Here is a 26177-nt window from a genome sequence, read left to right as displayed (position 1 = left end):
ACGAAATCGCCGATATGCGCAATCCGCTCCAGGAACAGCTTCTCAAGGCCGGCCTCGTCAAGAAGGACAAGGTCGCCAAGGTCGCCCGTGAACAGGCCAAGGCCCGTCAGGGCAAGGCTCCCGCGCCGGATGCGGCCGATCAGGTCGACGTCCGCCGCCTCCAGGCTGAGCGGGCCGAGCGCGACCGGGCTCTGGCCGCCGAACGCAATGCCGAGGCCCGGGCAAAGGAGATCCGCGCCCAGGTCCGGCAGATCATCGAGACCACGAAGGTCAAGCGCGAGGGCGACATCGCCTATCGCTTCAACGACGGCGACAAGATCGCCAGCATCTTCGTCAGCGAGTGGCTGCGCAACCAGCTGGCCTCGGGGGCGCTGGTCATCGCCCGTGCCGACGACGGCTACGAGCTGATTCCCCGTCTGCCCGCGGACAAGATCCACGCCCGCGCGACCGACATGATCGTGCTCGACCACGGCCGCAAGGAGGGCGATCCGCTGCCGACCAGCGACGATGACGACGACTACTACAAGCAGTTCGTCGTGCCGGACGACCTCATCTGGTAAGGCGGTCGGCGCATGACCGTTCTCGTTACCGGTAGCGCGGGACACCTCGGCGAAGCCCTGGTGCGACGCTTGCGAGCGGAGGGTCGCGAGGTACGCGGCCTCGACATCAAACGTTCGCCCTTCACCGACATCGTAGGCTCTATCGCCGATGAGACGTTCGTGCGTGACGCCATGTCGGGCGTGACCGCTGTGATCCACGGCGCGACCCTGCATAAACCGCACGTCGTCACGCATTCAAAACGACAGTTCGTCGATACCAACGTCGCGGGCACCCTCGCCTTGCTCGAAGCTGCCGTATTGCATGGTGTGAGCTCGTTCGTCTTCACCAGCACGACGAGTGCTTTCGGCGCGGCGTTGTCGCCGGCGCCCGGCGAGCCCGCCGCCTGGATCGATGAGGGCGTCGTGCCGGTACCGAAAAACATCTACGGCACGACGAAGATCGCCGCGGAGGACCTTTGCGAACTCGTCGCACGCAAGGATGGCCTGCCGGTACTCGTGCTGCGCACCTCGCGTTTTTTCCCGGAGGATGACGACAGCGCACAGGTGCGCGACGCGTTCGATACCGCGAATATGCAGGCGAACGAGTTGTTGTACCGGCGCGTGGATATCGAGGATGTCGTTGGCGCGCACGTGCTCGCTGTCGAGCGCGCACGTGCGCTGCGCTTCGGTCGCTACATCGTTTCGGCGACCACGCCGTTTTCCCGGGACGACGTGGACGCGTTACGCCACGACGCGCCCTCGGTGGTGCGTCGCCTCTATCCTGACGTGGATGCGCTGTACGCCGCGCGTGACTGGCGCTTGCTGCCGTCGCTGGATCGCGTTTACGACAGCGCGCGGGCGACGCGTGATCTGGGTTGGACGCCGAAACGCGATTTCGCGTTCGTGCTGACGTGCCTGCGCGAGGGTGTCGACTTCCGCAGCGACATGGCACGGGCTATCGGGAAGAAGGGTTACCACGATGCGGCGTTCGGGGACGGACCGTATCCTGTGATCGGTTGAAGGCCGCGCCGTCTTGCAAGCCACCGGTGGGCGCTGACTCCTGGCAGCGATCCGCGCTTCGGCGCGGCAACCTCACCTCAGCCCCATGACTTTCCGCTCATGGCGCAACAACCATTCCTTGCGCCACAGCCCGCCGCCATACCCGGTCAGCGATCCATCGGCGCCGATCACCCGGTGACACGGAATCACGATCGCCAGCTGATTCGCTCCGTTGGCACGCGCCACGGCACGCACCGCGGTGTGTCTTCCCGCTGAGGCGGCGATCTCCGAATAGCTCCGCGTCGTCCCCGGCGGGATCGCCACCAGCTCATCCCACACCGCTTTGGTAAACACCGAGCCATGCAGGGCCAGCGGCGTCTCGAACACCAGCCGCGTGCCCGCGAAATAGTCGCGCAGGTCGCGCTCGATCCGGTCGATCACCGGCGTGCGCCCGAATCCGATCGACGAGCGGGTGGACTCGCGCAACTTCTTCAGCTCGGTCGGCAGCGCCGTCCGGTCGAAGAATTCCAGCAGATGCAGGGCGTGCGAGTCGGCCACGGCCAGCATCGTGCCGATGGGCGACTCGATCCAGTCGGCCCTGAGCAGTTCACGCCCGCGAAGCGCCACCGGCACGTCGCCGAGCAGGCGTACGATCGCCTCCCGGAACCCGCTGCCCGATGCGTACCCGGCCGACTGCTGAGCCTCGATGACGGTGGCTCCGCCAGCCAGCTTGTCCATCCCTTGTCCTGCCCGGCGAAGACGGGCCATGTCCAGGAAGGTCAGGCCGAGGTGGCGCTTGAAGCTGCGTCGCACGGTTGAGGGGTCGTAGCCGAGTGCGGTGAGGTCGTCCTCGGACCAGATCCGCTCGGGGTCGTCCTCCAGCCGCTTGAGCAGGGCCGAGACCATCGGTTCGCGCTGGCCCACGGGATCGAGGGGGCGACAACGCAGGCACGGCCGGAAGCCGGCTTCGAAACAGCCGGCGATCGAATCGTAGAAGCGGGTGTTCTCGAGCAGCGGTTTGCGGGCCGGGCAGGTCAGCCGGCAGAACACGCCGGTGCTGGTGACGCCGACGAACACATGGCCGTCGTAAGCCGGGTCCCGGTCGAGTAACGCTCTGTATAAGGTGTCGTGGTCGGGCAGGTCGAAAAGCATGCCGCATAGCGTAAGGCATGCTGGCAGCGTCGAAGCACGCGAATCGGGCGGCTATTTTCCGAAGGTCCCGACTGCCTTGTCGATGACCGGGGAGCGATGCGGCCGCTCCCCGGTCATCGCGTCAGGCCTTGTTGCGGTCGGTTTCCAGCGCTCGGTTGATGCGCAGGGCCAACAGGGTGCAGGCGGCGCCGGAGAGCAGATAGATGCTGACCGCGCCGAGCCCGAATCGCATCGACAGACCCAGCGCCACCAGCGGGGCGAACGCGGCGCCGAACAACCAGGCGAAGTCGGAGGTCAGCGCCGCGCCGGTATAGCGGAAGCGCTTTGCGAAGTTCGCGGTCACGGTACCGGCCGCCTGGCCGTAAGACAGGCCGAGCAGGGCGAAGCCGATCAGCAGGAAGGCATCCTGCGCCACCTTGCCGCCGCCCAGGAGCCACGGGGAGGCGATGGCGAACAGGCCGATCAGCACCGCCATGGTGCCCAGCGTGTTGCGACGCCCGAACTTGTCGGCCAGCACACCGGAGGCCACAGTGGCCAGGATCGCCACGAAGGCGCCGACGATCTGCACGATCAGGACGTTATTGATGTCCTGCGAGCGGTTCAGCGAGATCCACGACAGCGGGAAGATCGTCACGATGTGGAACAGCGCGTAGCTGGCCAGGGCGGCGAAGGCGCCGATGAACAGGTTGTAGCCCTGAGCGTGGAACATCTCGATGATGCCGATCGGCTCCAGCTGGCCTTCTTCGAGCAACTGCGTGTACTCCTCGGTCACCACCAGACGCAGACGGGCGAACAGGGCCACCACGTTAATGGCGAAGGCCACGAAGAACGGGTAGCGCCAGCCCCAGCCGAGGAAGTCTTCACGGGACAGCTGGGTATTGAGGAAGAGGAACAGCGACCCGGCGATCAGGAAGCCCATCGGGGCGCCCAGCTGGCCCAGCATCGCGTACCAGCCCCGCTTTTCCTTAGGGGCGTTGAGCGAAAGCAGGGAGGGCAGGCCATCCCAGGAGCCGCCGAGCGCAATGCCCTGCAAGAAGCGCAGCAGGGACAGGATCACGATGACCTGATAGCCGCCGGTCGTATTGGCGGGGAGGAAGGCGATGCAGACCGTGGAGGTGCCCAGCAGGAACAGGGCGGCCGTCAGCTTGGTGCCGCGGCTCCAGGTCCGCTGGATCGCCATGAACAGGGTGGTGCCGATCGGGCGGGCGATGAAGGCGAACGAGAAGATCGTAAAAGCCAGCAGGATCCCGTCCAGCGGACTGAGGAACGGGAAGAAGACCGACGGGAACACCAGCACGGACGCGATGCCGTAGGTGAAGAAGTCGAAGTACTCCGAGGCGCGGCCGATGACGACACCGACGGCGATCTCGCCGGGGGCGACCGGGGCGTGGCTGGTCTGGTGCTGGCGGCGGACGTCCTGTTCGACGCCTGCAATCCCTTGATGCGCTTGCGAAATGGTCGTCATCGTACCCGGCCCGGCTGGAGAGTTGGGTACAGCATAGCGAAGCTTGAGGTCAATGGCTCGTAGACCATGGGACAATGTGTCCTATGGCCTTGCCCACCCGTTCAGCGTAAATTTTATGGTCCCCACGGTTGCCTCCATCATGCGAATGTCCTTGAAGATGTTGCGCGGATTGCTGATCCCCGCCCTTGCCCTGTTGCTTTCGGGCTGCGATGCCGTGCTGTTCAGCCCTTCGGGCGACATCGCGAGGCAGCAGCGCGACCTGATCATGATCTCCGTGGTGCTGATGCTCATCATCATCATCCCCGTGATCGTGATGACCTTCCTTTTCGCCTGGAAATACAGCGAGAAGAACAAGAATCACAAGGGCTACGACCCGGACTGGAACCACTCGACGGTCCTCGAGCTGCTGATCTGGTCGGCTCCCCTGCTGATCATCATCGCGCTGGGCGCCATCACCTGGACCAGCACGCACAAGCTCGATCCCTATCGTCCGCTCGACCAGATCGACGCCACCCGCCCCGTCGCCCCCGGCACCAAGCCGCTGGTGGTCGAGGTCGTGGCGCTGGACTGGAAGTGGCTGTTCCTCTACCCGGAACAGGGCATCGCCACGGTCAACGAGATGGCGGCCCCGGTCGATCGCCCCATCGAGTTTCACATCACGGCCTCGTCCGTCATGAACGCGTTCTTCGTCCCGTCGATGGCCGGCATGATCTATGCCATGCCCGGCATGGAGACGAAGCTGCACGCGGTGATGAACAAAACCGGCGATTTCGAAGGCATTTCGGCCAATTACAGCGGCGCCGGCTTCTCGGACATGCGCTTCACCTTCCATAGCCTGTCCGATGAGGGCTTCGACAGCTGGGTCGCCAAGGCAAAGGCCAGTGGCGACACGCTCAGCCGCGAGGATTACCTCAAGCTCGAGCAGCCCAGCGAGAAGGACCCGGTGCACTTCTACGGTACCGTGGCACCCAACCTCTACAACGCCATCCTCAACCGCTGCGTCGAGTCGAACCGCATGTGCCAGAGCGACATGATGGCGATCGACAAGCAGGGTGGGCAGGGTGTCGTGGGTACCTACAACGTGACCTCGCTCGACGCCGCGACCCGCGCCCGGGTAGGTCTGGCCGATGCCGGCCCGCGCTATGTCGGTGCCTACTGCCTCGGCGCCGGCGTGGCCGGCCAGCCGATGACCCCTGCCGGACGTCCGCTGTAACAGCGGCCGCCTGATTTCGATTCAAGCCTTAGCGAGTCCGGTAATGAACATGCCCGATCTAGCCAAACTGATCTTCGGACGCCTCACTCTCGATGCGATTCCGTACCACGAGCCCATCCTGATCGCCACCTTCGCGGGCGTCGCCCTGGGTGGCATCGTGGTGCTCGGTCTGATCACCAAGTACAAGCTGTGGGGCTATCTCTGGAAAGAGTGGTTCACCAGCATCGACCACAAGAAGATCGGCATCATGTACATGGTGCTCGGCATCATCATGCTGCTCCGCGGCTTCGCGGACGCGCTGATGATGCGTATGCAGCAGGCCATCGCCTTCGGCGACAATCCCGGTTTCCTGCCCCCTCATCACTACGACCAGATCTTCACCGCCCACGGCGTGATCATGATCTTCTTCGTGGCGATGCCCCTGGTCACGGGTCTGATGAACTACGTGGTGCCGCTGCAGATCGGCGCGCGCGACGTGGCTTTCCCGTTCCTCAACAACTTCAGCTTCTGGATGACGGTCGCTGGCGGCCTGCTGGTCATGGCCTCGCTGTTCGTCGGTGAGTTCGCCCGTACCGGCTGGCTGGCCTACCCGCCTCTGTCCGGCCTCGCGGCCAGTCCCGATGTCGGTGTCGACTACTACATATGGTCGCTGCAGGTGGCCGGTGTCGGCACCACGCTGTCCGGTATCAACCTGATCGCCACCATCGTCAAGATGCGCGCGCCGGGCATGACCATGATGAAGATGCCCGTCTTCACCTGGACCTCGCTGTGCACCAACGTGCTGATCGTCGCCGCCTTCCCGGTGCTGACGGCGGTGCTGGTGCTGCTCGCGCTCGACCGCTACGCCGGTACCAACTTCTTCACAACGGACTTCGGCGGCAACGCCATGATGTACGTCAACCTGATCTGGATCTGGGGTCACCCCGAGGTCTACATTCTGGTGCTGCCTGTGTTCGGCGTGTTCTCGGAAATCGTTTCGACGTTCAGCCGCAAGCGCCTGTTCGGTTACGCCTCGATGGTCTACGCCACCGTGGTCATCACCGTGCTGTCGTACCTGGTCTGGCTGCACCACTTCTTCACCATGGGTTCCGGCGCGAGCGTCAACTCGTTCTTCGGCATCACCACGATGATCATCTCGATCCCGACGGGTGCGAAGATCTTCAACTGGCTGTTCACGATGTACCGTGGCCGCATTCAGTTCGACGTGCCGATGCTCTGGACGATGGGCTTCATGGTCACCTTCGTGATCGGCGGCATGACCGGCGTCATGCTCGCCGTGCCCCCGGCCGACTTCCTGCTGCACAACTCGCTGTTCCTGATCGCGCATTTCCATAACGTGATCATCGGCGGCGTGGTGTTCGGTGTGTTCGCCGCCATCAACTACTGGTTCCCGAAGGCCTTCGGCTTCCGCCTCGACCCGTTCTGGGGCAAGTGCTCGTTCTGGTTCTGGCTGACCGGCTTCTACTTCGCATTCATGCCGCTGTACGTGCTGGGCTTCATGGGCGTTACCCGCCGCATGAACCACTTCGAAGATCCGTCGCTGGCCATCTGGTTCCGTATCGCCGCCTTCGGCGCGGTGCTGGTCGCTCTGGGCATCGCCTCGTTCCTGATCCAGATCTTCGTCAGCATCCGCAACCGTGAGAAGCTGCGCGACGTCACCGGCGATCCGTGGCACGGCCGTACCCTGGAGTGGTCGACCTCGTCGCCGCCGCCGGACTACAACTTCGCGTTCACCCCGATCATCCATGACTCGGATGCCTGGTGGGACATGAAGGAGCGCGGTCACGAGCGTCGCCTCGGTGGCTACCTGCCGATCCACATGCCGAAGAACACGGCAGCGGGCGTCGTCATCGCGGGCTTCGCCTTCGTGGTCGGCTTCGCCATGATCTGGCACATGTTCCTCATCGCCGGCCTGGCCTTCGTCGGCCTGCTGGTGAGCGCCATCACGCACACCTTCAACTACAAGCGCGACTACTACATCCCCGCCGACGAAGTGGCTCGTACCGAAGCCATCCGCACGGAAGAGCTTGCCGCCCATGTCTGATAATCACGCTTCGCCCGCCGTCGTCGCGGATGGCCAGAAACTCGAGTTCTGGATGAAGGAAGATCACCACCCGGCCAACGGAACGTTGCTCGGGTTCTGGATCTACCTGATGAGCGATTGCCTCATCTTCGCCTGCCTGTTCGCCGTCTACGGCGTGCTGGGTCGCAGCTACGCCGGTGGCCCCTCGGGTGCCGACCTGTTCGAGCTGCCGCTGGTCGCCGTCAACACCACGATGCTGCTGCTGTCTTCCATCACTTACGGCTTCGCCGTGCTGGAGATGCAGAAGAATCGCAAGGGCACGATGATGGCGTGGCTGGTCGTGACCGGTCTGTTCGGTCTGGCCTTCCTCGGCATCGAAATGTGGGAGTTCGCCCACCTGATCCACGAAGGTGCCGGTCCGCAGCGCAGCGCGTTCCTGTCCTCGTTCTTCACCCTGGTCGGCACCCACGGCCTGCACGTGACCTTCGGCTGCATCTGGCTGGTCACGCTGCTGTTCCAGGTGGGTCGCTTCGGTCTGACCGCCGCCAACAAGCGTCGCATCATGTGCCTCTCGATGTTCTGGCACTTCCTCGACGTGGTCTGGATCGGCGTCTTCACCTTCGTTTACCTGATGGGAGTGCTGCCGTGAGCGCGCACATCGAATCGCACGATCACCACCACGACGATCACCACGATCACGACGACGGTGCCAGCCACAGCACGCTGAAGGGATACATGACGGGGTTCTTCCTCGCCGTGTTCCTCACCGCGATCCCGTTCTGGCTCGTGATGGGCAAGGTCATCCCGAACTCGCAGACGCTTGCGATCGTGGTGCTCTTCTTCGCCGCCATCCAGATCGTGGTCCACATGATCTACTTCCTGCACATGAACACGAAGTCGGAGGGTGGCTGGAACATGCTGGCCCTGATCTTCACCCTGGTGCTGGTGGTCATCACGCTCACGGGTTCCATCTGGGTCATGTTCCACATGAACGCCAACATGATGCCGGGCATGTCGCATGACATGACCGAGCAACAGGTCAAGAACCTGCCTTGAGCACCAACGTTCCAAACGAAGCCACGACGCCGCGCCCTCCGCGCGGCGTCTTCGTTCTGGCCTTGCTGGCGGTGCTCGGCACGGTGCTGTTCGTCGCTTTCGTCGCCCTGGGCACCTGGCAGGTGCACCGCCGCGCGTGGAAACACGACCTGATCGCCCGCGTCGACCAGCGCGTGCATGCTGAGCCGGTCACCGCGCCGGGCCGTGGGCAGTGGCCCGTGGTCAGCGCCGCCAACGACGAGTACCGTCGGGTCAGGCTGACCGGCACGTTCCTGCAGGACAAGAGCGTGCGTGTGCGTGCCAGCACGGAGCTGGGCATGGGTTCGTGGCTGATGACCCCGCTGCGTACGCGTTCGGGCGACACGGTCATCGTCAACCGCGGCTTCGTGTCCACGACATGGTGCGGCGGCAAGGCCACCTGTACCCCCGGTCCCGCCGGTGAAACCACGATCTCCGGCCTGTTGCGGATCAGCGAACCCAAGGGTGCGTTCCTGCAGGACAACGACCCCGCGGGCGATCGCTGGTATTCCCGTGACGTGGCGGCGATCGCCGCGGCCAAGGGTCTGGACGACACCGCGCCCTATTTCGTCGACGCGGACGCGGCTTCCTCGCCCGGTCGCGGCGAGGGTAACGAAGGTCCGGTCGGCGGCCTGACCGTCATCGCTTTCCCCGACAACCATCTGTCCTACGCGATCACGTGGTTCGGTCTGGCCCTGATGACCCTGCTGGGCGCCTGGATCGTCTGGAAGGACCAGCGCAGGAAGCGCCGCACACCCTGAGGGCGTTTCAATTTCGGGATCCCCGGACGTCTTGGGTAGATGCAGACGCCTTACCCCGAGTCGCAAGCGATGCACGACCTCACCCTGGCCTGGGCGACGCCCCGCCAGCGGCAAGGCACGCTGGCCCTGGTGCTGGACCACGCGCGACGCCGTGCTTCCCTGCGACGCAAAGGAGCGGTTCCCGAACGGCGTCTCACTTATCTGCTTCGGTCGCTCGCCGCCTTTCGGCGGCAGACGGCGTGGCTGGACATGGTCGGGCGCTCGCGGGCGATGCGCGCGGCCGCTGAGCTCAATCCGCGGGTCTATGAGCGCTGGCAGCGCCATTACATCTCACGCGACTTCGATCTGGCGACGTGCGCCCGGCTCGTCGAAGCGCATTACCGGTTTGTCGCCCGGAAGTTTCCGGAGCGCCTGCGTGAGCGTCTGATCCGTGGCCACGACGTGCGCCTGGCGACGCTGCCGCTCGGCGGCGGTGAAGTGGCGTATCTGCATGCGCGCGCGCCCGAGCACGAAGCCACGGGCGAACTCGGCCTGTTCCTGCTCAACGGCGACAAAGAGGTGATCTCCTCCTGCGCGATCACGTTCGGCGGGACGGAGGGCCTGCTGGTCGGCGCCATGCGCGGGTCGTGGGCCTACCTCGGACGCGGTGCGATTGCGCGGTTCACCCGTGCCACGGGCGGTCTGCGTCCGCGCGACCTGCTGCTCGCGGTGGTTCGCGCGCTGGCGACGTATTTCGGCATCGACCGGGTGCGCGGCGTGTCCCGTGACGCGCATCCGCTGGATCGTCGGGCGGGCGTCACGGCGGCGTCCTATGACCGCTTCTGGCGCCGGCATGGCGGTGTCCCGGGTATCGACGGGTGTTACGAGATTCCGCGCATCGGAGCGAGCAGCGGCCGTGATGAACGCGATACGTTCCGGCGCGAAGCCTGCGAGGTCGCCCTGCGCTCGTTCGCGAAGGCCTAGAAGTCGTACGAACCCGAGAGCAGGACGACGCGCCCCTGCCTTATCGGTACGAAGGTCTCATCGAAATTCACCGCGTACAGCGTACGGGCGAAGAGGTTCTTCACGCCCAGCGTCAGCCGCCAGTTCCTGCCGTACCGCGACACGTTGGTTTCCACGCTGGCCTGGCCGGGAATGCCGAAGTACTGCCCATCGCCGCTGGTCCGCCCGATGCTGCGGCTGCGGGCGAGGATGCCGGCGCCGATGCCCCAGGGTTTGGTGTCGCCGTCGCCGAAACGATAGCTCGCCCATGCGGCGGCCTGATGCCTTGGAGAACCGGTGGGGCGGGTGTCGTCGTTGTTGTGGATACGTGCTTCCGTCACGCTGGCCAGCACATCGAGACCCTCGGCGACACGACCGGAAAACTCCAGCTCCACGCCGCGGTTGGTCTGGCCCGGTCCGGGCGTGGCGAAGAACGGCGGTTCCGGCGATACCAGGTCGACGCTGTGATCGACATGGATGCGATAGACCGCCGCGGTCAGTCGCGCGCGATGGTCGGACAGGTCGAATTTGCCGCCGAGTTCCACCTGGCGGGACGTGGCGACGGGCAACGGCTGGCCGTCCTTGCCCAGCAGCGGGTCCGGCTGGAAACCCGTCGACGAGTCGGCGTACAGCGCTATCCCGGGCGTCAGCTTGTAGACGATGCCCAGCTTGGGAATCCAGCGCGCCTTGCGGATCGTGCGGGGAGACCCGTCGGTCCAGTGCGTCTCCAGCTTGTAGGTCGTTCGACGCAGGGCGGCAAGGACGTTCCAGTCGTCGCCGATCGCGACCTGATCCTGCAGGTAGACGCCGGCGTTCGTTTGCCACGAGCCGCCGAGCGTCTGCACCGTGGTACTCACCGGCGCGATCAGCGCATTGTATTTGGCGGACATGGTCGCGCCAGTGCGCAGGTCGTACGCCAGCGGACGGGTCGTTACGTAGGCATCGCGATCGGTGATGTCGTCGGCGCCGCTTTCCGTTTCGGTTGTCGTGCCGCTGCCGCCGTCACCCGCGTGGGTGCGGGCGAGGTCGACGCCGACCAGAACCGTGTGCGTGACGTCGCCGTAGCGGAACGTGCGGGTGAGGTCGTTCTGCCAGGTCCAGTAGGTGCCGGTGTAGCGAAACGAGCGCGCGACGGCCGACAGGACGTTGCTCTGCGTGCCGAAGCCGCTCGACACATACGACCAGCTGTTGCCGTCGCTGCGCTGGCGGACGTATTGGCCCTGGCTGTGGAACGTCCAGTCCTCGAACTCGTGATCGAGCTCGAACACGGCGCGTCCGGTGCGGTAGGTCGAGGTGTCGCCCGGTGTGCCGGGGACGGAGCGATACGGCGACGCGGAGGCCAGCGAGGCGCCGAGCAGGACGGTGTGCTCCGGTCCGGGGACCCGGTTGTCCACGAATTCCAGCCCGCCCATGACACGGGTGCGCTCGCCTTGCCATGCGAGCGACGGCGCGACGTAAGCGCCATGACCGCCACCATCGCCTTCGTCAGTTTTCTCGCCGCGCTGCCCCGCAGCGACAAGGCGGTACGTCACCGAACCGTCCTTCGATGCGGTGCCCGCGAGATCGATACCGAGCCTGCCACCGTCGTACTTGCCCAGTGAATACGTGAGCGTGCGCACCGTCTCGGCCTGTGGCCGCTTCATCACGACGTTGACCGAGCCACCGAAATTATTGTTCTGCGACGCGTCGCCAAGAATGGCTTCGGGGCCGCGCAGTACTTCGACACGTTCGATGCCGATCAGCGGTGGCAGATCCTCGGTGCGAGCGATGCCATTAGGCATGCCATCCGTCATGCCATGGCCGGCATCGAAACCGCGGATGAGAAACAGCGGCGCGCCGCCATAACCGTCGACGTACTGCACACCGGCGACATAGCGCGCGACATCGCCGATATCGACCGCCTGTTGTGACTCGATCACGTCGCGTGTCACCACGGAGATCGACTGCGGCACATCGGTCAGGTGGGCATCGTTGCGCGTGACGCTTCGGGTGGTGTCCGCCTTGAAACCGCCGTCCTGCACCAGACCCTGCACGTCGACCGTCGCCAGCGGAACGACATCCGCCGGATCGAAGGGAGCGGCCGGATCGCCGGGCGCCGGCGTCGCGTTGCCGGGTTTCTGCCGCTGGCGCACGACGACCGTGCGGGCGTCATATGACTCCCGTTCGAGATCCGTGCCCTGCAGCAGTTCATCGAGGGCGGCGTTCGGCGTGAGAACACCCTGCGCACCACCGGATCGCCAGCTTGCGATCGAGCCGGACGCGGTGAGCACCTGCACGTTGGCCTGTTTACCCCAGGCCAGCAGCGCCGTGGCCAGCGGCTGCGGCGCGATGGCGAACGCGACGGGAGCGGAGCTGAAACCATCGGCCGGAACCTCGGCGGCGCAGGCGGCGCCGTGCGCGAGCACTAACGCCAGCGCGCCGGAGATTGCGCGCCGGCGCCCGCGAAGCGAGTACTGCAAGACCTGCGGCCCCAACGGTGGTGTTCAGCGCGGCCTGGCACCCCGCGTCATGGCGGTCTGACGGGTGAGTTCCAGCCGGTCGGTATAGGCATCGACGCGCACCGGAAACACCCGGGGCAGTGCCGCCACCCAGCTGTCGATGGTATCGACCTGCACGGTGCCGGTAAACGTCAGCCTGCCCAGCGCGGGATCGGCGAGGCGGATAGGCCGGCTGCTGTAACGGTTGACGTTGTCGACCACGGACGACAGCGGCTCATTGACGAATTCCAGCCGATGGCCGCGCCACGCGGTAGCCGTGGCCGGATCGACGTCCAGAATGCGCATGGCGTGAGTCTCCGGATCGAATGAGACTTCGCGCCCGGCACCGAGTTCAATGGTGCCGTCGTCGCCCTGGGCGCCCGTCGGCGATACCTGCACCCGGCCTTCGGTCACCGCCACGGTGACCCGGTCGCCGGTGCGGCGCACGTTGAACGCCGTGCCGAGGTCGCGAATACGCAGTGGCCCGGCATTGACGACGAACGGACGCTCGGCATGCGCCACCCGGAAGAAGGCCTCGCCCGCATCCAGATCGATCGCCCGCTCGTCGTGGCCATAGCGCGTGGTCACCGAGGTCGCGCCCCCCAGCTCGATGCTGGAGCCATCGGGCAGGTCGATATCGCGATGGCCGGCACGTTCGCTGGCGTACTGGCGAGTCGAAGCCTCATGGGACGGGCGCAGGCCGATGAATGCGCCCGCCCCGAGCAGAGCCAGCGCCGCCACCGCAGCGGCTGCCATCGCGATGCGCGGCCGCCGTGCACGATCCGGATGGAGCGGGGCCGGGGCGTAACGCTGCACGAAGCGTTCGCGCAGCGACGGGGCCATGGCGCCCGCCGCCTCGGCCAGCGCCGAGGCGCGCTCGAACGCTTCCGCATGGCGCGGATCGGCCTCGAGCCAGTCGCTCCAGTCCAGCAGCGCCTGTTCGGGCAGGTCGGGATCGCGCAGCTGGGCCCACCAGTCCGCGGCGGTGTGTTCGACAGGGCGATCGATGCTAACGGGGGTCAGGGTCACGAGGGGTTCTCCGCGCGGTCGCGGCGTTCTCGGCAATGCGCCAGGGCATTGCCGACGTGGTAGCGCACCATGCGCTCGCTGAGCTTCATGTCCTTCGCGATGGAGGCGAAGTCGCGTCCGTCGATCACGTGCATAACGAAGGCGCGGCTGGTCTTGGGTGGCAACTCGTCCAGGGCCTGACGCAGGTCGCGCCATTGCTCGTGGGCCGACGCGTGTTGTTCGGGAATCGGCGTGACATGCCAGTCGTCGGCATCGGGATCGACCGGGGCCAGGGCGCGTACGTTCCGCATCCGCAGCTTGTCCACGGCCAGATTGGAGGCCGCACGGAACAGAAACGCACGCGGCGAATCGATCTTCGTCGCGTCGTCCAGCGCAAGCAGTTTCAGATAGACCTCCTGGGCCACCTCCTGGGCGTCGGCAAGCGAATTCAGCCGTGCCCGCAGGAAGGCGACAAGAGCCGAGTTGTGCTCACGGAACAGGGCGACCACCTGGGCGGCGCGCTTGCCCCCCGGTGAGGCGCCTGCCTCGGAAGAGTCCATGGTGTGTCTGACCGCGTTCATGGGGCTGGGTATCAATGGTCGCACGGTGGGAAATCGGCGCCCGTACGGGCAGGGACGAACGCCGATTTCCGCACCGGCGAACACCCTAGACGTGCCAGCTCCGGAAAATTGAAATGGGCCCCTTCACATCTGCATCGGCCGATACCGGTCAAGGCGTGGTGGACCGTGCCGATAAAGAGCCTATCCCTCACGATGCAAGCGGACTGCGTCTCCATCCGGTCCCCAGTCATGACGTCGTTCAACCGTTTTCGTATCGCCACCCGGCTTGCCGTCCTGGGTGCCATTCTCCTTGCCGCGACGGTCATCGTCGGCATCGGTGGCTGGCGCGGCCTTGCCCGTATGCACGAGGTCCAGGTGGCGTCGGCCCGCACGGCGCTGGCCTATTCCACCGCGGCGGATACCGCTCGCGTGGCCCAGGTCGACTTCAAGAAGCAGGTCCAGGAATGGAAGGACCTGTTGCTTCGCGGTGCCGATCCCGCCGCCTTCCAGAAGTACCGCGCGGCGTTCGGCACGCAGGCGGACGCCGTGAAGGCGGACCTGGAGCGGCTGCGTGCGCAGCTGGCCGGCGTGGGGTCGTCCGTGGCCGAAATCGACGCCATCGAAGCGACGCACGCCACCCTGCGCGAGAAATACCTTGCCGCGCTTGCCCAGTACACGGCGTCCAATCCGGGAAGTGCGCACGTCGTCGATGGGCTGGTGAAGGGAATCGACCGCGCTCCGACGGCCGCGATCGATGACATCGTGGCCCGGGTGCAGAAGGAGTCGGCGGTGACCTCGGCCCGTCTGGAACACGAAAGCGCCGCGGCCTTCCGCGCCGCCCTGATTCTGCTCGGTGCGGTCGTGCTGGGCGCGGTCGCGCTCGGTGTGGTGATCACCGTGCTGCTCGCGCAGAGCATTACGCGGCCGATCGGTCGGGCCGTCTCCGTCGCGGAAGCCGTGGCCGAAGGCGATCTTTCGACTGACATCCTCGTCCACGGCCGTGACGAGACGGCGCAGTTGCTGGGCGCGCTGGCCCGCATGAACCGACAGCTGCGCCAGGTCGTGACGACGATCCGCCAGGGGGCGGAAGAAATTTCGCAGTCGACCGGTGAGATTGCCGAAGGCAACCTGGACCTCTCGTCGCGCACGAGCGAGCAGGCCGCCGCGCTCGAAGAGACGGCCTCGTCCATGCAGGAATTCACGAGCAGCGTAAACGGCAATGCCGCGAACGCGCGCGAGGCGCGCGGCATCGCTGAAGCATCGTTGCTCGGCGCGCAGGAAGGCGAGGTCGCCATGCGCGACGCGGTCGACGCAATGGACCGCATCGCCGACGTGTCCGGCCGGATCGCCGACATCACCGCCGTCAGCGACCGGATTGCCTCGCAGACCCACATCCTCGCACTCAACGCGGCCGTGGAAGCGGCACGTGCCGGTGAGGCGGGACGCGGTTTTCATATCGTCGCGGCGGAAGTACGCACGCTGGCGGGTCACTCGAAGCAGGCGGCCAACGAGATCCGCCTCCTGGTGAACGAATCGGTCGAGACGATCGCCGACGGCGCCCGCCGCATCGGCAGCGCAGGCAGCGCCATGACCGAACTCTCCAGCGGCGTCGAGCGCATGACTCATTCCGTGCGTTCCATCGCCACGGTCAGTGACGCCGAGGCAGCGGGCATCCTTCAGGTGAACGAGGCCGTGCGTCAGATCGACGAGGTCACCCAGAGCAATTCGGCCCTGGTGGAAGAGGCCGCGGCGGCCGCCGACGCCGTGAAGCAACGGGCGCGCGAACTGGTCGACAGCGTGGCCTTCTTTCAGCTCGACGCCGCCTGATAAGGCGTCTGTAAGCGTCTGTCACAAGAGGTCGGCTAGGATGGCGCGACCTCAGCCGCCGTCCCATGTCCGCACTTGAACGACGAACGATCCTCCCGACGTGAATTTTACGGGTTCATGCTCATCGCCCTGGCGGTGCTGGCGGCGGGAATAGGACTGCGCGACCCGTGGCCGCCTGACGAACCCCGCTTTGCTCTCGTGGCGCGGCAAATGCTCGAATCCGGCCAGTGGCTGTTTCCCCATCGTGGGATGGAGCTCTACTCGGACAAGCCGCCGATGCTCATGTGGACCGAGGCGGCGTGGATGTGGCTCACCGGTGGCTGGCGTGGCGCCTTCCTGCTGACCTCGCTGTTATCGGGCCTGGGCACGCTGGCGCTGGTCTGGCACGCCGGACGCCGTCTCTGGGACGCTCGCACCGGTCTGTACGCGGCGATCGTCGTGCTGTCGACGATGCAGTTCATCGACGTGATCCGGCATGCGCAGATCGATCCGCTCTCGCTGTTCTGGATTACGCTGGGCAACGTCGGCATCCTGATCCATTGCCTGCGTGGTCCGAGCTGGCGCATGTACTGGCTCGGGTGCTTCGCGGCGGGGCTCGGGGTGATCACCAAGGGCGTCGGTATCGTCGCGCTGCTCATGTTGATTCCTTACGGCGTCATGCGTTTCCGGCGATGGCCGGGCGTCACGCGCACGCAGGGCGACGGCTGGCGCTGGGCCGGCGGTGCGCTGGCTTTCCTGATCGCCGTGTCGCTCTGGCTCGCGCCGATGCTGATCGCCGCGTACGGGCTGCGCACGCCGGAATACCTGGCCTACGTGCAGGACATCCTGTTCCGCCAGACGGCGGAACGGTACGCCAACTCCTGGCAGCACGCGGAGTACCCGTGGTTCTTCCTTGGGGTCATCCTGCAGGAATGGGTGCCGGTATGGCTGCTGATTCCCCTCATGCTGCCGCGCTGGCGCGAGGCGTTGCGCCTGCGCGAGCCGCGCGTCTGGATGCCGCTGGTGTCGTTTCTGCTCATCCTGGTGTTTTTTTCGATCCCCCGGGGCAAGCGGGCGATTTACATCCTGCCGGCCTTGCCGATGCTGGCGCTGGCGATCGCGCCTTACATCGGCGAGTTGCTGAAGGCACGCTGGTTGCAGCGGTTCTGTCTGGCACTCACTGCAATCTGCGGCGCCGTGTTTGGCGGCGTCGGACTGTGGGCGCTGCTGAAGCAGCCCAGAGCGGCGCAGAAGATGGCGGCCCGCTACGAGCTGACCGACGGCGGCCATACGTTGTGGCTCGCGCTGGTGGTGATCGGTGTGCTGTTCCTCGTCTGCGCGGCGCTCTGGCGGACGCGACGCGGTGTCATTGCGTTGCTGGTGGGCATGGCGGCGGGCTGGATCGTCTGGCCGGTGATGACCTACCCGGCGTTGAATGCCAATGAATCGGCGCGACAGGTGATGATGCGCGCCGACCAGCTGATCGGCGCCGACGGACAGCTTGGCCTGGTGTTGTGGCGCGAGGAAAACCTGTTGCAGGCCGTGCGGCCGGTGAAGGAATTCGGCTTCAGCAGGAGCGGTCCGGAGCAACTGGCCGATGGGCGTGCCTGGCAGAGGGAAGATCCGTCGCATCGCTGGCTCCTGGTGACCGGGCAGGCGCTGGACGACTGCGTGGTGAAGGAGCGGGTCGTGTTCGTCGGGCTGGCCAACGGGCTACGGTATTCCTTGCTGCCTTCGGCGGCTTCGAAAGCGGCATGCGTGCCGTCAGGGCTCGTGACCGATCGCTAGAAGCTTTCGCCAGCAGGGCTGGCTCCTACAGGGCTACGGCACCCACCAAATGCCGCGCTCTGGCAGGAGCCAGCCCTGCTGGCGATGCAATCTTGCCGGGCCTCAAAGCGCCGGCGCCTCGGCCTTCGTCCGCCTGAGCATCCGCTCGTACTTCTTGTTGGTCCGCGATGCGTTGTGCGCCCGATTCATCGAGCAGTGCGGAATGATGTTCTTCTCGCCGAAGCCATCGATCATCACCAGCCTCGGCCCACCGCGGGAATCCTCGCCGTACACCACGTTCCAGGCATGCAGGTCGGCGGCGATCACGTTATGGCTGAGCAGCCGCGCATGGAAACTTTCCAGCTCCTTCTGCGTTACGGCGGTGAACCCCTCGGCCTTGACCCAGTCGTGGAGGGTAGGCGCCAGACCACCGTCGGGCCGGCGCACCTTCTCCACGATCTGCCCCAGCCCGATGTCCGTCATCTCCAGGCCGACGACCCGGGCGATGGGCACGTCGTCATAGCCGCCGGTATAGATGCTGCTGACGTATTCGCGAAACTCGCGCACGAAGTCCTTGTACGGCCCGCTGCGGGCCATGCGGCGATACCACGGGGCGGCGTTCCAGCGCGCTTCGATCGATTCGCTGGCGATGACCTTGATCAGCAGGTCGGGCTCGTCGGGATGCTGGTACACCTCGCGGACATGCCCGGTGGCGATCGGCTTGGCTTCGGCCAGTCTGAACATCGTGGATCCTCATGCGGCGGCATGAAAGCCGGCTGTAAGTCGTTCGTGGGGCGCACAGTGTAAAGTCATGCGCCTGTAACTGGCGTTTTTCCACGCGTGGCGGCCCGCCACGCCCCGGTCCGGACTTCCATCGTGCGCAAGCTTACCTGGCGTTTCATCGTCGCCGTCCTCGTCTTCCTGACGCTTTCGCGCGTCGGCCTGTCCGTCTGGCAGTGGACCCGCGTCCACGATGCGGGCGGCCTCTGGCCGATCCTGCTCGGTGGCTGGCGCATCGACCTCTCGCTGCTGGCCATGGTGGTTGCGCTTCCCGCGCTGTTCTCGCCGTGGCTGGGCCACCGCCGCTGGCCCACCCGGATCGCGGCATGGTGGTTGCGCTTCTGGTGGCTGCTCTACGTGCTGCTCGAAGTATCGACGCCGCAGTTCATCGCCGAATACGACACGCGTCCGAACCGTCTCTACTTCGAATACCTGACCAGCCCCCGAGAAGTCGCCTCCATGCTGTGGCAGGGCTACAAGCTCTCGGTCGGCGCGGGCCTCATCGTCTTCGCGCTGATCGCCTGGCTGGGTTTCCGTCTGCTGCCGACCCACCAGCCGGATCGTGCGCCGCTACGCGGCTGGTTGCGCCCGGTGGTTACGGTGCTGGCCTTCGCCGTGCTGTTCCTGGCCGGCCGCGGCACGTTGCAGCATCGTCCGCTGAATGCCTCGCAGGTCGCCTTCACCAACGACGCGATGGTCAACACGCTGCCGCTGAACTCGCTCTACAACGTGCTGAACGCCGCGCTGGCGCTGGGTAACGAGCGGTCGGCCTCCGCCGTCTACGGCAAGATGCCGGAAGACGAAATGAACCGCATCGTGCGCCAGACCGCCGGTTTCGACGGCGCGCCGATCGACCCGCAATACCCGAGCCTGCATCGGCAGGAGCCGACGCGTCAGGGTGACAAACCGCTCAACCTCGTGATCATCCTCGAGGAGAGCCTGGGTGCGCAGTTCGTCGGCAGCCTCGGCGGCGCCGGTTACACCCCTGAGCTGGACAAGCTCTCCAATGAAGGCTGGTGGCTCGAGCGCACGTACGCCACGGGCACGCGCAGCGCGCGCGGCCTCGAGGCGACGACCACCGGTTTCCTGCCGACGCCTGCGGAAGCCGTGCTGAAGTTGCCGCGTAGCCAGCGTGACTTCTTCACCCTGGGTGCGCTGCTCGACACGTTCGGTTACCACACGCGCTTCCTCTACGGCGGCGAAGCTCACTTCGACAACATGCGCTCGTTCTTCTACGGCAACGGCTTCAATGAAGTGGTCGACCGTGCGACGTTCAAGACCAGTCCGCAGTTCGTGGGTTCGTGGGGCGCGTCGGACGAGGACATGTTCAACGAACTGCATCAGCGTCTGCTCGACGACGGTGACAAGTCCACGTTGACCGTCGCATTCTCCGTGTCCAATCACACGCCGTGGGAGTACCCGGCCGGCCGTATCAAGGCCGAAGGCGATCCGGCAAGCAACGCCAACGCGGTGCGCTACGCGGACTGGTCGATCGGTCGTTTCTTCGAGCGTGCGAAGCAGTCGCCGTACTGGAATCACACGGTGTTCCTGATCGTTGCCGATCACGACGCACGCGTGTTCGGCGCGAGCCTGGTGCCGGTGCGTCACTTCCACATTCCGGCACTGATCCTCGGCGCGGGCGTGCCGGTGAAGAAGGACGATCACATCGTCAGCCAGGTCGACCTCGCGCCGACGCTGCTCTCGCTGATCGGCATTCGCAGCGAGCATCCGATGCTCGGCGCGGACCTGACCCAGCGCTATCCGGACCGCGCGATCATGCAGTACGGCGACAACTACGGTTATCTCAAGGGCGACCAGCTGATCGTTCTGCGCCCGAATCAGGCGCCGACGCAGTACCACTACCTGCTCGATCACGAGTATTCCGCCAATGGCGAAAAGCTCGTCCCCGTCGCGGTGGATCCGTCACTGGAAAAGACCGCGCTGGCGCATGCGTTGTGGCCGAGCTGGGCGTACAGCAAGCAGCGCTACCGCCTGCCGCCGAAAGCCGATACCGGGAAATAACCGGCTAAGCGGCTTATAAGCCATGCGGGGGCCGCCGATGCGGCGATAGCCAGTACGTCACGTGCTGGTTATTGCCGCCGACGCAGCGCCTCAGGACGATTGGCCGGCATGCGGACCCGTTGACGGGACAGGCGCGTTTTTGCTGTACTACATGCACTAGTACACATGGTGCACTCCGATGGCTCGTACCCAGGCCCTTCCCATCCAGATCGCCACCGGCGATTCCCGTCCGATCGGCAAGCAGATCGTCGACGCCGTGCGCTTACGCATCGCCACGGGAGAGCTGCAGCCGGGGGCGCAGTTGCCCAGCGTGCGCGGTCTGGCCCAGCAGCTGACGGTCAACCCGAACACGGTGGCCAAAGCCTATGCCGAACTGACGGCGGAAGGCTGGCTGGAGTCGCGACAAGGCCTCGGCCTCTACGTCGCGCCACCTCGCCAGCGGCTGAGCGAGGATGAGCGCGACCGGCGCATGGACGAAGCGATCCAGACCTTCGTGCATGAAGTGGCGGCGCTGGACTATCCGCCTGAGCGCGCCATGGGCCGCCTGGACAAGGCGCTGGCCGTGCTGACCCGGAAGTCGGCCTGATGTATTTCCAGGGGAGCGACATGCATCGCGCGAACGACTACGTCGTCGAAACACGGGCGCTGAGCAAGCGTTACGGTGGCAAGGTCGCCATCGACCAGCTCGATCTCGCCATCGCGCCGGGCAGTATCCACGCCATCGTCGGTGCGAACGGCGCGGGCAAGTCCACGCTGTTCCGCATCCTGCTCGGCTTCCTGCCGGCAACCTCGGGCGATGCGTGGATCCTCGGTCGCGACTGTCGCGACCTGCGCCCGGAAGACCGGCAGCGGATCGGCTTCGTCAACGAGGAGCACACCCTGCCCGGATGGATGACCGTAGCTGCTGTCACCGCGATGCAGCGGCGCCAGTACGCGGCCTGGAGCCAGCCGGCGTTCGACGAGGTCATCGGCCATTATCACGTACGCCCCACGCAGAAGGTCTCGCAGCTGTCGCGCGGCGAGCGGGCCGGATTCAATCTCGCGCTGAGTCTGGCCCAGCGTCCGGCGTTGCTCGTGCTCGACGAGCCCACCCTGGGTCTCGACGTGGTGGCCAAACGCGCGTTTCTGGAAACGCTGCTGCATTCCAACGCGGTCGAGGGCTGCACGGTGATCTACTGCTCGCACCAGATGGAGGAGATCGAGCGCGTGGCCGACAACCTCATCATCATGGAGCGCGGCGCGCTGAGGAATGTCTCGCCTCCCGACGAGTTCCGCGCACGTGTCGCGCACTGGGTGGCCGACATCCCGTTCCGCGGGCCCGACCCCCGGGTCGTTCCCGGGTTGCTCGACGCGCAGCGCATCGACGGCATCGAGCATTACCTCGTGCTCGACCAGGGCGACGGCTTCGCCGATTTTCTGCGCGCCAGCGGCGCACGCGATATCCATCGCCTGCCGGTCAGCCTTGACCGCGCGGTGAACGGCTTCCTCTCCAAACACCACGCCGTGCCGACCGCGGCGTGACCGCCACGCGTCGCACAGGGAGAACGATCATGCGCGACCTGTTCAAGGCCGAATGGCTGCGTTACCGCCTTTGGGTACTGCTTTACGCCACCGCTCATCTGCTCGCCCTGGCATTCTTCATGCGTCTGGTCGATATGGGCCAGCAGCCGATCCACGTCTTTCGCATCATCGGCGCCTGCTACGTGCTTACCGGCATCCTGCTCGGGCTGCATCAGTACGGCACATGGCGGCGGCCCAATCAGTGGCTGAACCTGCTGCACCGCCCGCTCGCGCCCCGTCGTATTGCCGCCGCGCTGATCGGGGCGGGACTCGCGGCGATCGCCTGCGCTGTCGTGCTGCCGGTCCTCATCGCACTGGCATGGCAGGCACGCGGCACGGGCCACGTGGTGGACCTGCGTCACCTGATCGTACCGGCCGCTGCCGGGTTGGTCGGTTGCGCCGGCTACTTCGCCGGCGCGTACGGCGTGCTCGCGGACAGGCGCTATTCGTCGTGCGCGCTGGTCTTCCTGTTCTGGCTGTTCGTCGCGCAGGCCAGCGGCCCGCTGCTGCTCGCGGTCCAGGGCCTGGCCTGCGTCTGGTTGCTGGCGCTTCTGCTGGTCGCGTTCCGACCGGATCTTGGCGCGGCGCCGCGCTCGCTGCCGGCCATCGTCCTGACCGCCGTTCCCGTGCAGATCGCCGCCTACCTGTTGCTGAATCTGCTGGGCTTCATGGGCGAGCTCGCGTGGATCATGCAAGGCACCCACCCGGTGAACATGGCGACGCCCCCACACGGAGGCTTCGTCGAAACCGAACGCATGACCGGCCGCGAACGCATGCTGGTGGGCCTCCACGACGCGAGTAGCGGACAGGCGCCGATCTGGCGTGAGCAGGTGTCGCTGTCCGACGTGCACGAGATCGAGCGGCAGCTGCCGGATGTCACGCCGTGGCAGGAGATGAGCAACACCGCGCCGACCGCGTTCGATGACGCCGACACGCGCATTCGCTGGACTTTCAGCCACGACCGCATGCGTTTCGAAGGCATGCGGCTCACGGATGGCCGGCGCGCGGGCGAACTCGGTGTGGGTGCCGGCAACGCGGCGTTCCCCGCCATCGCGACACCTGCCGGCATCCTGCCCGGCATAGGTAAGGGCGATGTGGCACTGATAGCCGGGCAGACGTTGTATCAGTACGTCGCGAGCGTGGGACGCATCGTGCCGCGTCTGGTCGTCGGTAAAGGCGAGCGGCTGCTCGGTACGCAGCCGGTGGGCGGAAGCCTGGTGATCCTCAGCGACCGTGCGCTCTATGTGTTCGACGGAAGGCATCTGCTCGACGCGCCGGTCCCCCCGGCGGCGCGACAACGCGTGGCGATACCGGGACTGTCCGGCGACCAGACGCGCGCCGAGATGGTCGAGCTGGTCGACGGCTATCTGGTCTCGTTCACCTTCAGCCGCCGTCCTTTCGACATGCTCGGAGCGCCGCCGTACCAGACGGTGCTGTGGGTCGACGACCAGGGCGACGTGGTTCCGGTGGCGACACGTGCGCTGGATCCGGATTTCCCCGAGTTCTATCGGTATCGCAGCTGGTGGTTCTCGCCGGTCCTCTACACCTTGCGCGATCGGGCGACCGGCCTGTTCGCCACGCCGTCGCCGTATCGCGAGTACGCGACGCCTCCCGTGCCCGCATCGATGCGCTGGCTCGCCGCGGTGTTGTCGCTCTTCGCGGCGTCGATCGGGGCGTGGGTCGCATGGCGTCGCAGCTTGTCCCTCGGCAGTCGCCTGGCCTGGACGGCGACCTGTGCGCTGGTCGGGCTGCCCGCGGTCGCCAGTCTGGCGTTGATCGTGCCGCGCGCCGAGCGCGCGGTTCGCCCGTTGGCGACTCCCGCCACCGTCTGATCCGTTACCAGGAGACCGTAATGAATTCGTGCCGGCTATGGTTCGGGGCGCTCATGGCGCTCGTCCTCGCGATGCCCGCGCTGGCGGCTGACGGCGCCTTCGCCGACGCGCTGCGACGCGAGCGCTCGCGACCGGCGTCGCCTCGCTTCGAGCGGGCGGCGTTTCTGGTTCGGCCGTCCGTAACGGCGGTGTCCCTCTCCCCGGACGGCCGGCAAATGGCGTGGCTGCGCGGACCGGAGGACGGACGCTCGCTGTGGCTGGCCCCGACCGACGCCGACGAGGCGCGCCAGGTCCTGGCCGGCAGCGACGCGACGGATCTGCTCTGGTCGCACGACGGGCGCTGGCTGCTGCTGGTGTCGCCTCGACATCTCTTCGCGCTGGCCACGGCGGGGCAGGCGGGAACGCGCACCCTCATCGAACTCGGCGGCCCGGGTGGGCGTGAGGTGATGGAGGTGGACGCAACGTCGCCCGCCGCGGTCATCGTTCGCGAGCGCGTCCTGGACGCCGACGGTGCGCCCGGTGGCTGGCGCCTCTCCCGCGTGCGGGTCGATGGTCAGCAGGAGCGGCTGGCCGACGCGGTGGGCAGGATCACGGGCTTTGCATTAGCGGACGATGGCCGCCTCGGCTGGCTGCAGCAGGTCGATGGCGCCGGTGTCGACACGTTGCGCATCGATCGCGACGGACACCGGGAGCGCGTGCTCCGGTGCGAGGCGATGTGGCGTTGCGCCCTGTGGCCGGTGCTGGACGCCGATGCGCGTGCCCTTTTCATGAGCGACATCGGCGGCAGCCTCCGTCGCCTGCAGCGACTCGAGCCGGACGGTTCGATGCGGCCGCTTGCCGGCGACCCCGCGCAGGTGGCCGATGTCGACGAGGCGACCGCGGACCCTGCCACCGGGCGCCCGACGATCCTCGCGTATCGCGGCATCGCATGGGCGGCGCAGGGGCTCGATCCCGCGACGCAGGCGCGCGTCGACCGGATCCGCGCACGGTTTCCGGGCAAGGCGCTGCGCTTCCAGCCGGGCGCGCATCGCTGGCTCGTCGTCGAGCGGGGTGGAGCGCAGCAGGATGCGCGGTACCACCTCTTCGATCCCGCGCACGACCGCTTTACCGAAGTGCTCACGACGCCACCGCTGCGTGGCCGCGACGGCGGCGTGGCGTCATGGCTGCCCGATGCGTCGATGGCGACGCAGCTGCCGTTCGACTGGACGGCGTCGGACGGGATGCGCCTGCATGGTTTCGTCCGCGTGCCGCCCGGTGCCGACCCGGCGACATTGCCACTGGTCGCCCTGGTCCATGGCGGTCCGTGGGGCAATGTCGCCGCCGACGAATTCGGCACGGGGGTCTCGCAGTTTCTGGTGAATCGCGGCTATGCGGTGTTCGAGCCCAACTTTCGTGGGTCCACCGGTTTCGGCCGCGACTATATGCTCGCCGCGCAGGGCGACTTCGGTAACGGGCGCGTGCAACGCGACATCGTCGAGGGCGTGCGCGCACTACTCGCTGCGGGTGTCGGTGATCCACGCCGGGTGGGTATCGTCGGCGCGTCGTTCGGTGGTTATTCGGCGCTGCTCGGCGTGACGTGGCAGCCCGAACTGTTCCGGGTGGGTGTGGCGCTCGTGCCGCCATCGGACTTTGCCTGGGACATCGCCTGGATCACGCGTTCGACGGAGGCCAACTCGCTCTCGTCGCCGCTGCCGTTCGAACTCTGGATGACGCAGGTTGGCCTGGGTGACAGGGGCACGCTGCAACGCATGCACGACGAGTCGCCGTTGGCCAACGCGACGCGTATGCGACGCCCTCTGACGATCATCGCCGGCGGCGACGATCAGCGCGTGGCCTTGCGCGGTGTACTCGGATATGCGGCGCAGCTGAAACACCTGGATCGTGACGTGACATTGCTGGTCGATCCGGCCGCGGGACACAGCAACGAGCGGCCACTGGCACGGGAAGCAAGCCTGTACCTCATCGCCGATGCCCTGCACCGCCATCTCGGCAGCATGGCCGAAACACCGCCGGACCCTGCCATGCGCGACTATCTCGCGGCCAATCTGCGACTCTCCGGCGATGCCCTTACCACGGCGTCATCCGCCAGCCCTGCGACATCGCCTGCAGACGCGCGCTGAAGGCGAATTCAGAGGAGAGACCGGTGTCCCGCCGTCGA

Annotated in this window: 21 protein-coding genes; 15 read left to right on the top strand and 6 right to left on the bottom strand. The window is 66.3% G+C overall.

The window, feature by feature from the left end:
• Positions 1-14: 14 nt before the first annotated feature.
• Entirely contained in the window at positions 15-560 is a 546-nt protein-coding gene (locus FA85_RS09385; protein ID WP_036109340.1) for a DUF2058 domain-containing protein, read from the top strand.
• A 12-nt stretch (positions 561-572) separates the two neighbouring features.
• Complete coding sequence (locus tag FA85_RS09380; RefSeq protein ID WP_036109341.1) at positions 573-1559, top strand: NAD-dependent epimerase/dehydratase family protein; 987 nt, start codon at positions 573-575, stop codon at positions 1557-1559.
• Positions 1560-1631: 72 nt separating this feature from the next.
• Here FA85_RS09380 and FA85_RS09375 read toward each other — a convergent pair whose 3' ends face one another.
• On the bottom strand, positions 1632-2690 hold the full coding sequence (locus FA85_RS09375) for a bifunctional transcriptional activator/DNA repair enzyme AdaA (RefSeq protein WP_036109343.1): 1059 nt from the start codon (positions 2688-2690) through the stop codon (positions 1632-1634).
• Positions 2691-2811: 121 nt separating this feature from the next.
• Positions 2812-4155 carry an MFS transporter gene (locus FA85_RS09370; RefSeq protein WP_036109345.1) on the bottom strand — a complete coding sequence of 448 codons (1344 nt, stop codon included), beginning with the start codon at positions 4153-4155 and terminating at the stop codon, positions 2812-2814.
• Positions 4156-4294: 139 nt separating this feature from the next.
• Here FA85_RS09370 and cyoA point away from each other — a divergent pair, with 139 nt between their 5' ends.
• From cyoA to FA85_RS09340, 6 genes are all read left to right on the top strand, one after another.
• Complete coding sequence (gene cyoA / locus FA85_RS09365; protein ID WP_197056510.1) at positions 4295-5368, top strand: ubiquinol oxidase subunit II; 1074 nt, start codon at positions 4295-4297, stop codon at positions 5366-5368.
• Positions 5369-5438: 70 nt separating this feature from the next.
• A complete protein-coding gene (gene cyoB / locus FA85_RS09360; protein WP_197056653.1) occupies positions 5439-7412 on the top strand; it encodes a cytochrome o ubiquinol oxidase subunit I in 1974 nt (657 codons plus the stop codon).
• 52 nt (positions 7413-7464) lie between these two features.
• Positions 7465-8040: a cytochrome o ubiquinol oxidase subunit III gene (gene cyoC / locus FA85_RS09355; RefSeq protein WP_214442890.1), complete on the top strand. Its 576-nt coding sequence runs from the start codon at positions 7465-7467 to the stop codon at positions 8038-8040.
• The gene (gene cyoD, locus FA85_RS09350; RefSeq protein WP_036109351.1) at positions 8037-8447 is read left to right on the top strand and encodes a cytochrome o ubiquinol oxidase subunit IV; all 411 of its coding nucleotides are present in this window, start codon (positions 8037-8039) and stop codon (positions 8445-8447) included. Before cyoC ends, cyoD begins: the two co-directional genes overlap by 4 nt.
• Positions 8444-9226, top strand: a complete 783-nt coding sequence (locus FA85_RS09345; protein ID WP_036109352.1) for an SURF1 family protein — start codon at positions 8444-8446, stop codon at positions 9224-9226. Before cyoD ends, FA85_RS09345 begins: the two co-directional genes overlap by 4 nt.
• Before the next feature lie 39 nt (positions 9227-9265).
• Positions 9266-10189, top strand: coding sequence for a DUF535 family protein (locus FA85_RS09340; protein WP_051943190.1), 924 nt, complete (start codon positions 9266-9268; stop codon positions 10187-10189).
• On the opposite strand, the gene FA85_RS09335 is transcribed toward FA85_RS09340, so the two are convergent.
• The 3 genes from FA85_RS09335 to FA85_RS09325 are packed head-to-tail and all read right to left on the bottom strand — an operon-like array spanning position 10186 to position 14273.
• On the bottom strand, positions 10186-12666 hold the full coding sequence (locus FA85_RS09335; RefSeq protein WP_036116943.1) for a TonB-dependent siderophore receptor: 2481 nt from the start codon (positions 12664-12666) through the stop codon (positions 10186-10188). The genes FA85_RS09340 and FA85_RS09335 overlap by 4 nt on opposite strands.
• A gap of 24 nt (positions 12667-12690) precedes the next feature.
• A complete protein-coding gene (locus FA85_RS09330; protein ID WP_239739738.1) occupies positions 12691-13713 on the bottom strand; it encodes a FecR family protein in 1023 nt (340 codons plus the stop codon).
• Positions 13710-14273, bottom strand: coding sequence for an RNA polymerase sigma factor (locus FA85_RS09325; protein WP_036109354.1), 564 nt, complete (start codon positions 14271-14273; stop codon positions 13710-13712). Before FA85_RS09325 ends, FA85_RS09330 begins: the two co-directional genes overlap by 4 nt.
• Positions 14274-14501: 228 nt before the next feature.
• Between FA85_RS09325 and FA85_RS09320 the strand changes: the two genes are divergently transcribed.
• Together FA85_RS09320 and FA85_RS09315 are read left to right on the top strand one after the other, a co-directional pair.
• On the top strand, positions 14502-16079 hold the full coding sequence (locus FA85_RS09320) for a methyl-accepting chemotaxis protein (RefSeq protein ID WP_036109356.1): 1578 nt from the start codon (positions 14502-14504) through the stop codon (positions 16077-16079).
• Between the two features lie 117 nt (positions 16080-16196).
• Positions 16197-17846, top strand: a complete 1650-nt coding sequence (locus FA85_RS09315; RefSeq protein ID WP_051943193.1) for an ArnT family glycosyltransferase — start codon at positions 16197-16199, stop codon at positions 17844-17846.
• Positions 17847-17948: 102 nt separating this feature from the next.
• On the opposite strand, the gene FA85_RS09310 is transcribed toward FA85_RS09315, so the two are convergent.
• Positions 17949-18569: a YrbL family protein gene (locus FA85_RS09310; protein WP_036109361.1), complete on the bottom strand. Its 621-nt coding sequence runs from the start codon at positions 18567-18569 to the stop codon at positions 17949-17951.
• Positions 18570-18701: 132 nt separating this feature from the next.
• On the opposite strand from FA85_RS09310, the gene FA85_RS09305 reads away from it, so the two are divergent.
• The 5 genes from FA85_RS09305 (at position 18702) to FA85_RS09285 (ending at position 26139) form a co-directional block, all read left to right on the top strand.
• Complete coding sequence (locus FA85_RS09305) at positions 18702-20627, top strand: LTA synthase family protein (protein WP_036109363.1); 1926 nt, start codon at positions 18702-18704, stop codon at positions 20625-20627.
• 178 nt (positions 20628-20805) lie between these two features.
• A complete protein-coding gene (locus FA85_RS09300; protein ID WP_036109366.1) occupies positions 20806-21213 on the top strand; it encodes a GntR family transcriptional regulator in 408 nt (135 codons plus the stop codon).
• Between the two features lie 20 nt (positions 21214-21233).
• Positions 21234-22148, top strand: coding sequence for an ABC transporter ATP-binding protein (locus tag FA85_RS09295; protein WP_036116947.1), 915 nt, complete (start codon positions 21234-21236; stop codon positions 22146-22148).
• A 29-nt stretch (positions 22149-22177) separates the two neighbouring features.
• On the top strand, positions 22178-24019 hold the full coding sequence (locus tag FA85_RS22135; protein ID WP_036109368.1) for a hypothetical protein: 1842 nt from the start codon (positions 22178-22180) through the stop codon (positions 24017-24019).
• A 20-nt stretch (positions 24020-24039) separates the two neighbouring features.
• A complete protein-coding gene (locus tag FA85_RS09285) occupies positions 24040-26139 on the top strand; it encodes a S9 family peptidase (protein ID WP_036109372.1) in 2100 nt (699 codons plus the stop codon).
• Positions 26140-26177 lie beyond the last annotated feature (38 nt).

The organism is Luteibacter mycovicinus (assembly GCF_000745235.1).
GTDB lineage: Bacteria > Pseudomonadota > Gammaproteobacteria > Xanthomonadales > Rhodanobacteraceae > Luteibacter > Luteibacter mycovicinus.
Note: the sequence above shows the minus strand (reverse complement) of the source record. Positions and strands in the feature narration are given on the sequence as shown.

Coding starts and splice junctions, on each gene's coding strand:
- FA85_RS09385 (WP_036109340.1), top strand. CDS start 15: ATGCGCAATCCGCTCCAGGAACAGCTTCTCAAGGCCGGCCTCGTCAAG.
- FA85_RS09380 (WP_036109341.1), top strand. CDS start 573: ATGACCGTTCTCGTTACCGGTAGCGCGGGACACCTCGGCGAAGCCCTG.
- FA85_RS09375 (WP_036109343.1), bottom strand. CDS start 2,690: ATGCTTTTCGACCTGCCCGACCACGACACCTTATACAGAGCGTTACTC.
- FA85_RS09370 (WP_036109345.1), bottom strand. CDS start 4,155: ATGACGACCATTTCGCAAGCGCATCAAGGGATTGCAGGCGTCGAACAG.
- cyoA (WP_197056510.1), top strand. CDS start 4,295: ATGCGAATGTCCTTGAAGATGTTGCGCGGATTGCTGATCCCCGCCCTT.
- cyoC (WP_214442890.1), top strand. CDS start 7,465: ATGAAGGAAGATCACCACCCGGCCAACGGAACGTTGCTCGGGTTCTGG.
- FA85_RS09340 (WP_051943190.1), top strand. CDS start 9,266: ATGCAGACGCCTTACCCCGAGTCGCAAGCGATGCACGACCTCACCCTG.
- FA85_RS09325 (WP_036109354.1), bottom strand. CDS start 14,273: ATGAACGCGGTCAGACACACCATGGACTCTTCCGAGGCAGGCGCCTCA.
- FA85_RS09320 (WP_036109356.1), top strand. CDS start 14,502: ATGACGTCGTTCAACCGTTTTCGTATCGCCACCCGGCTTGCCGTCCTG.
- FA85_RS09315 (WP_051943193.1), top strand. CDS start 16,197: ATGCTCATCGCCCTGGCGGTGCTGGCGGCGGGAATAGGACTGCGCGAC.
- FA85_RS09310 (WP_036109361.1), bottom strand. CDS start 18,569: ATGTTCAGACTGGCCGAAGCCAAGCCGATCGCCACCGGGCATGTCCGC.
- FA85_RS09300 (WP_036109366.1), top strand. CDS start 20,806: ATGGCTCGTACCCAGGCCCTTCCCATCCAGATCGCCACCGGCGATTCC.
- FA85_RS09295 (WP_036116947.1), top strand. CDS start 21,234: ATGCATCGCGCGAACGACTACGTCGTCGAAACACGGGCGCTGAGCAAG.
- FA85_RS22135 (WP_036109368.1), top strand. CDS start 22,178: ATGCGCGACCTGTTCAAGGCCGAATGGCTGCGTTACCGCCTTTGGGTA.
- FA85_RS09285 (WP_036109372.1), top strand. CDS start 24,040: ATGAATTCGTGCCGGCTATGGTTCGGGGCGCTCATGGCGCTCGTCCTC.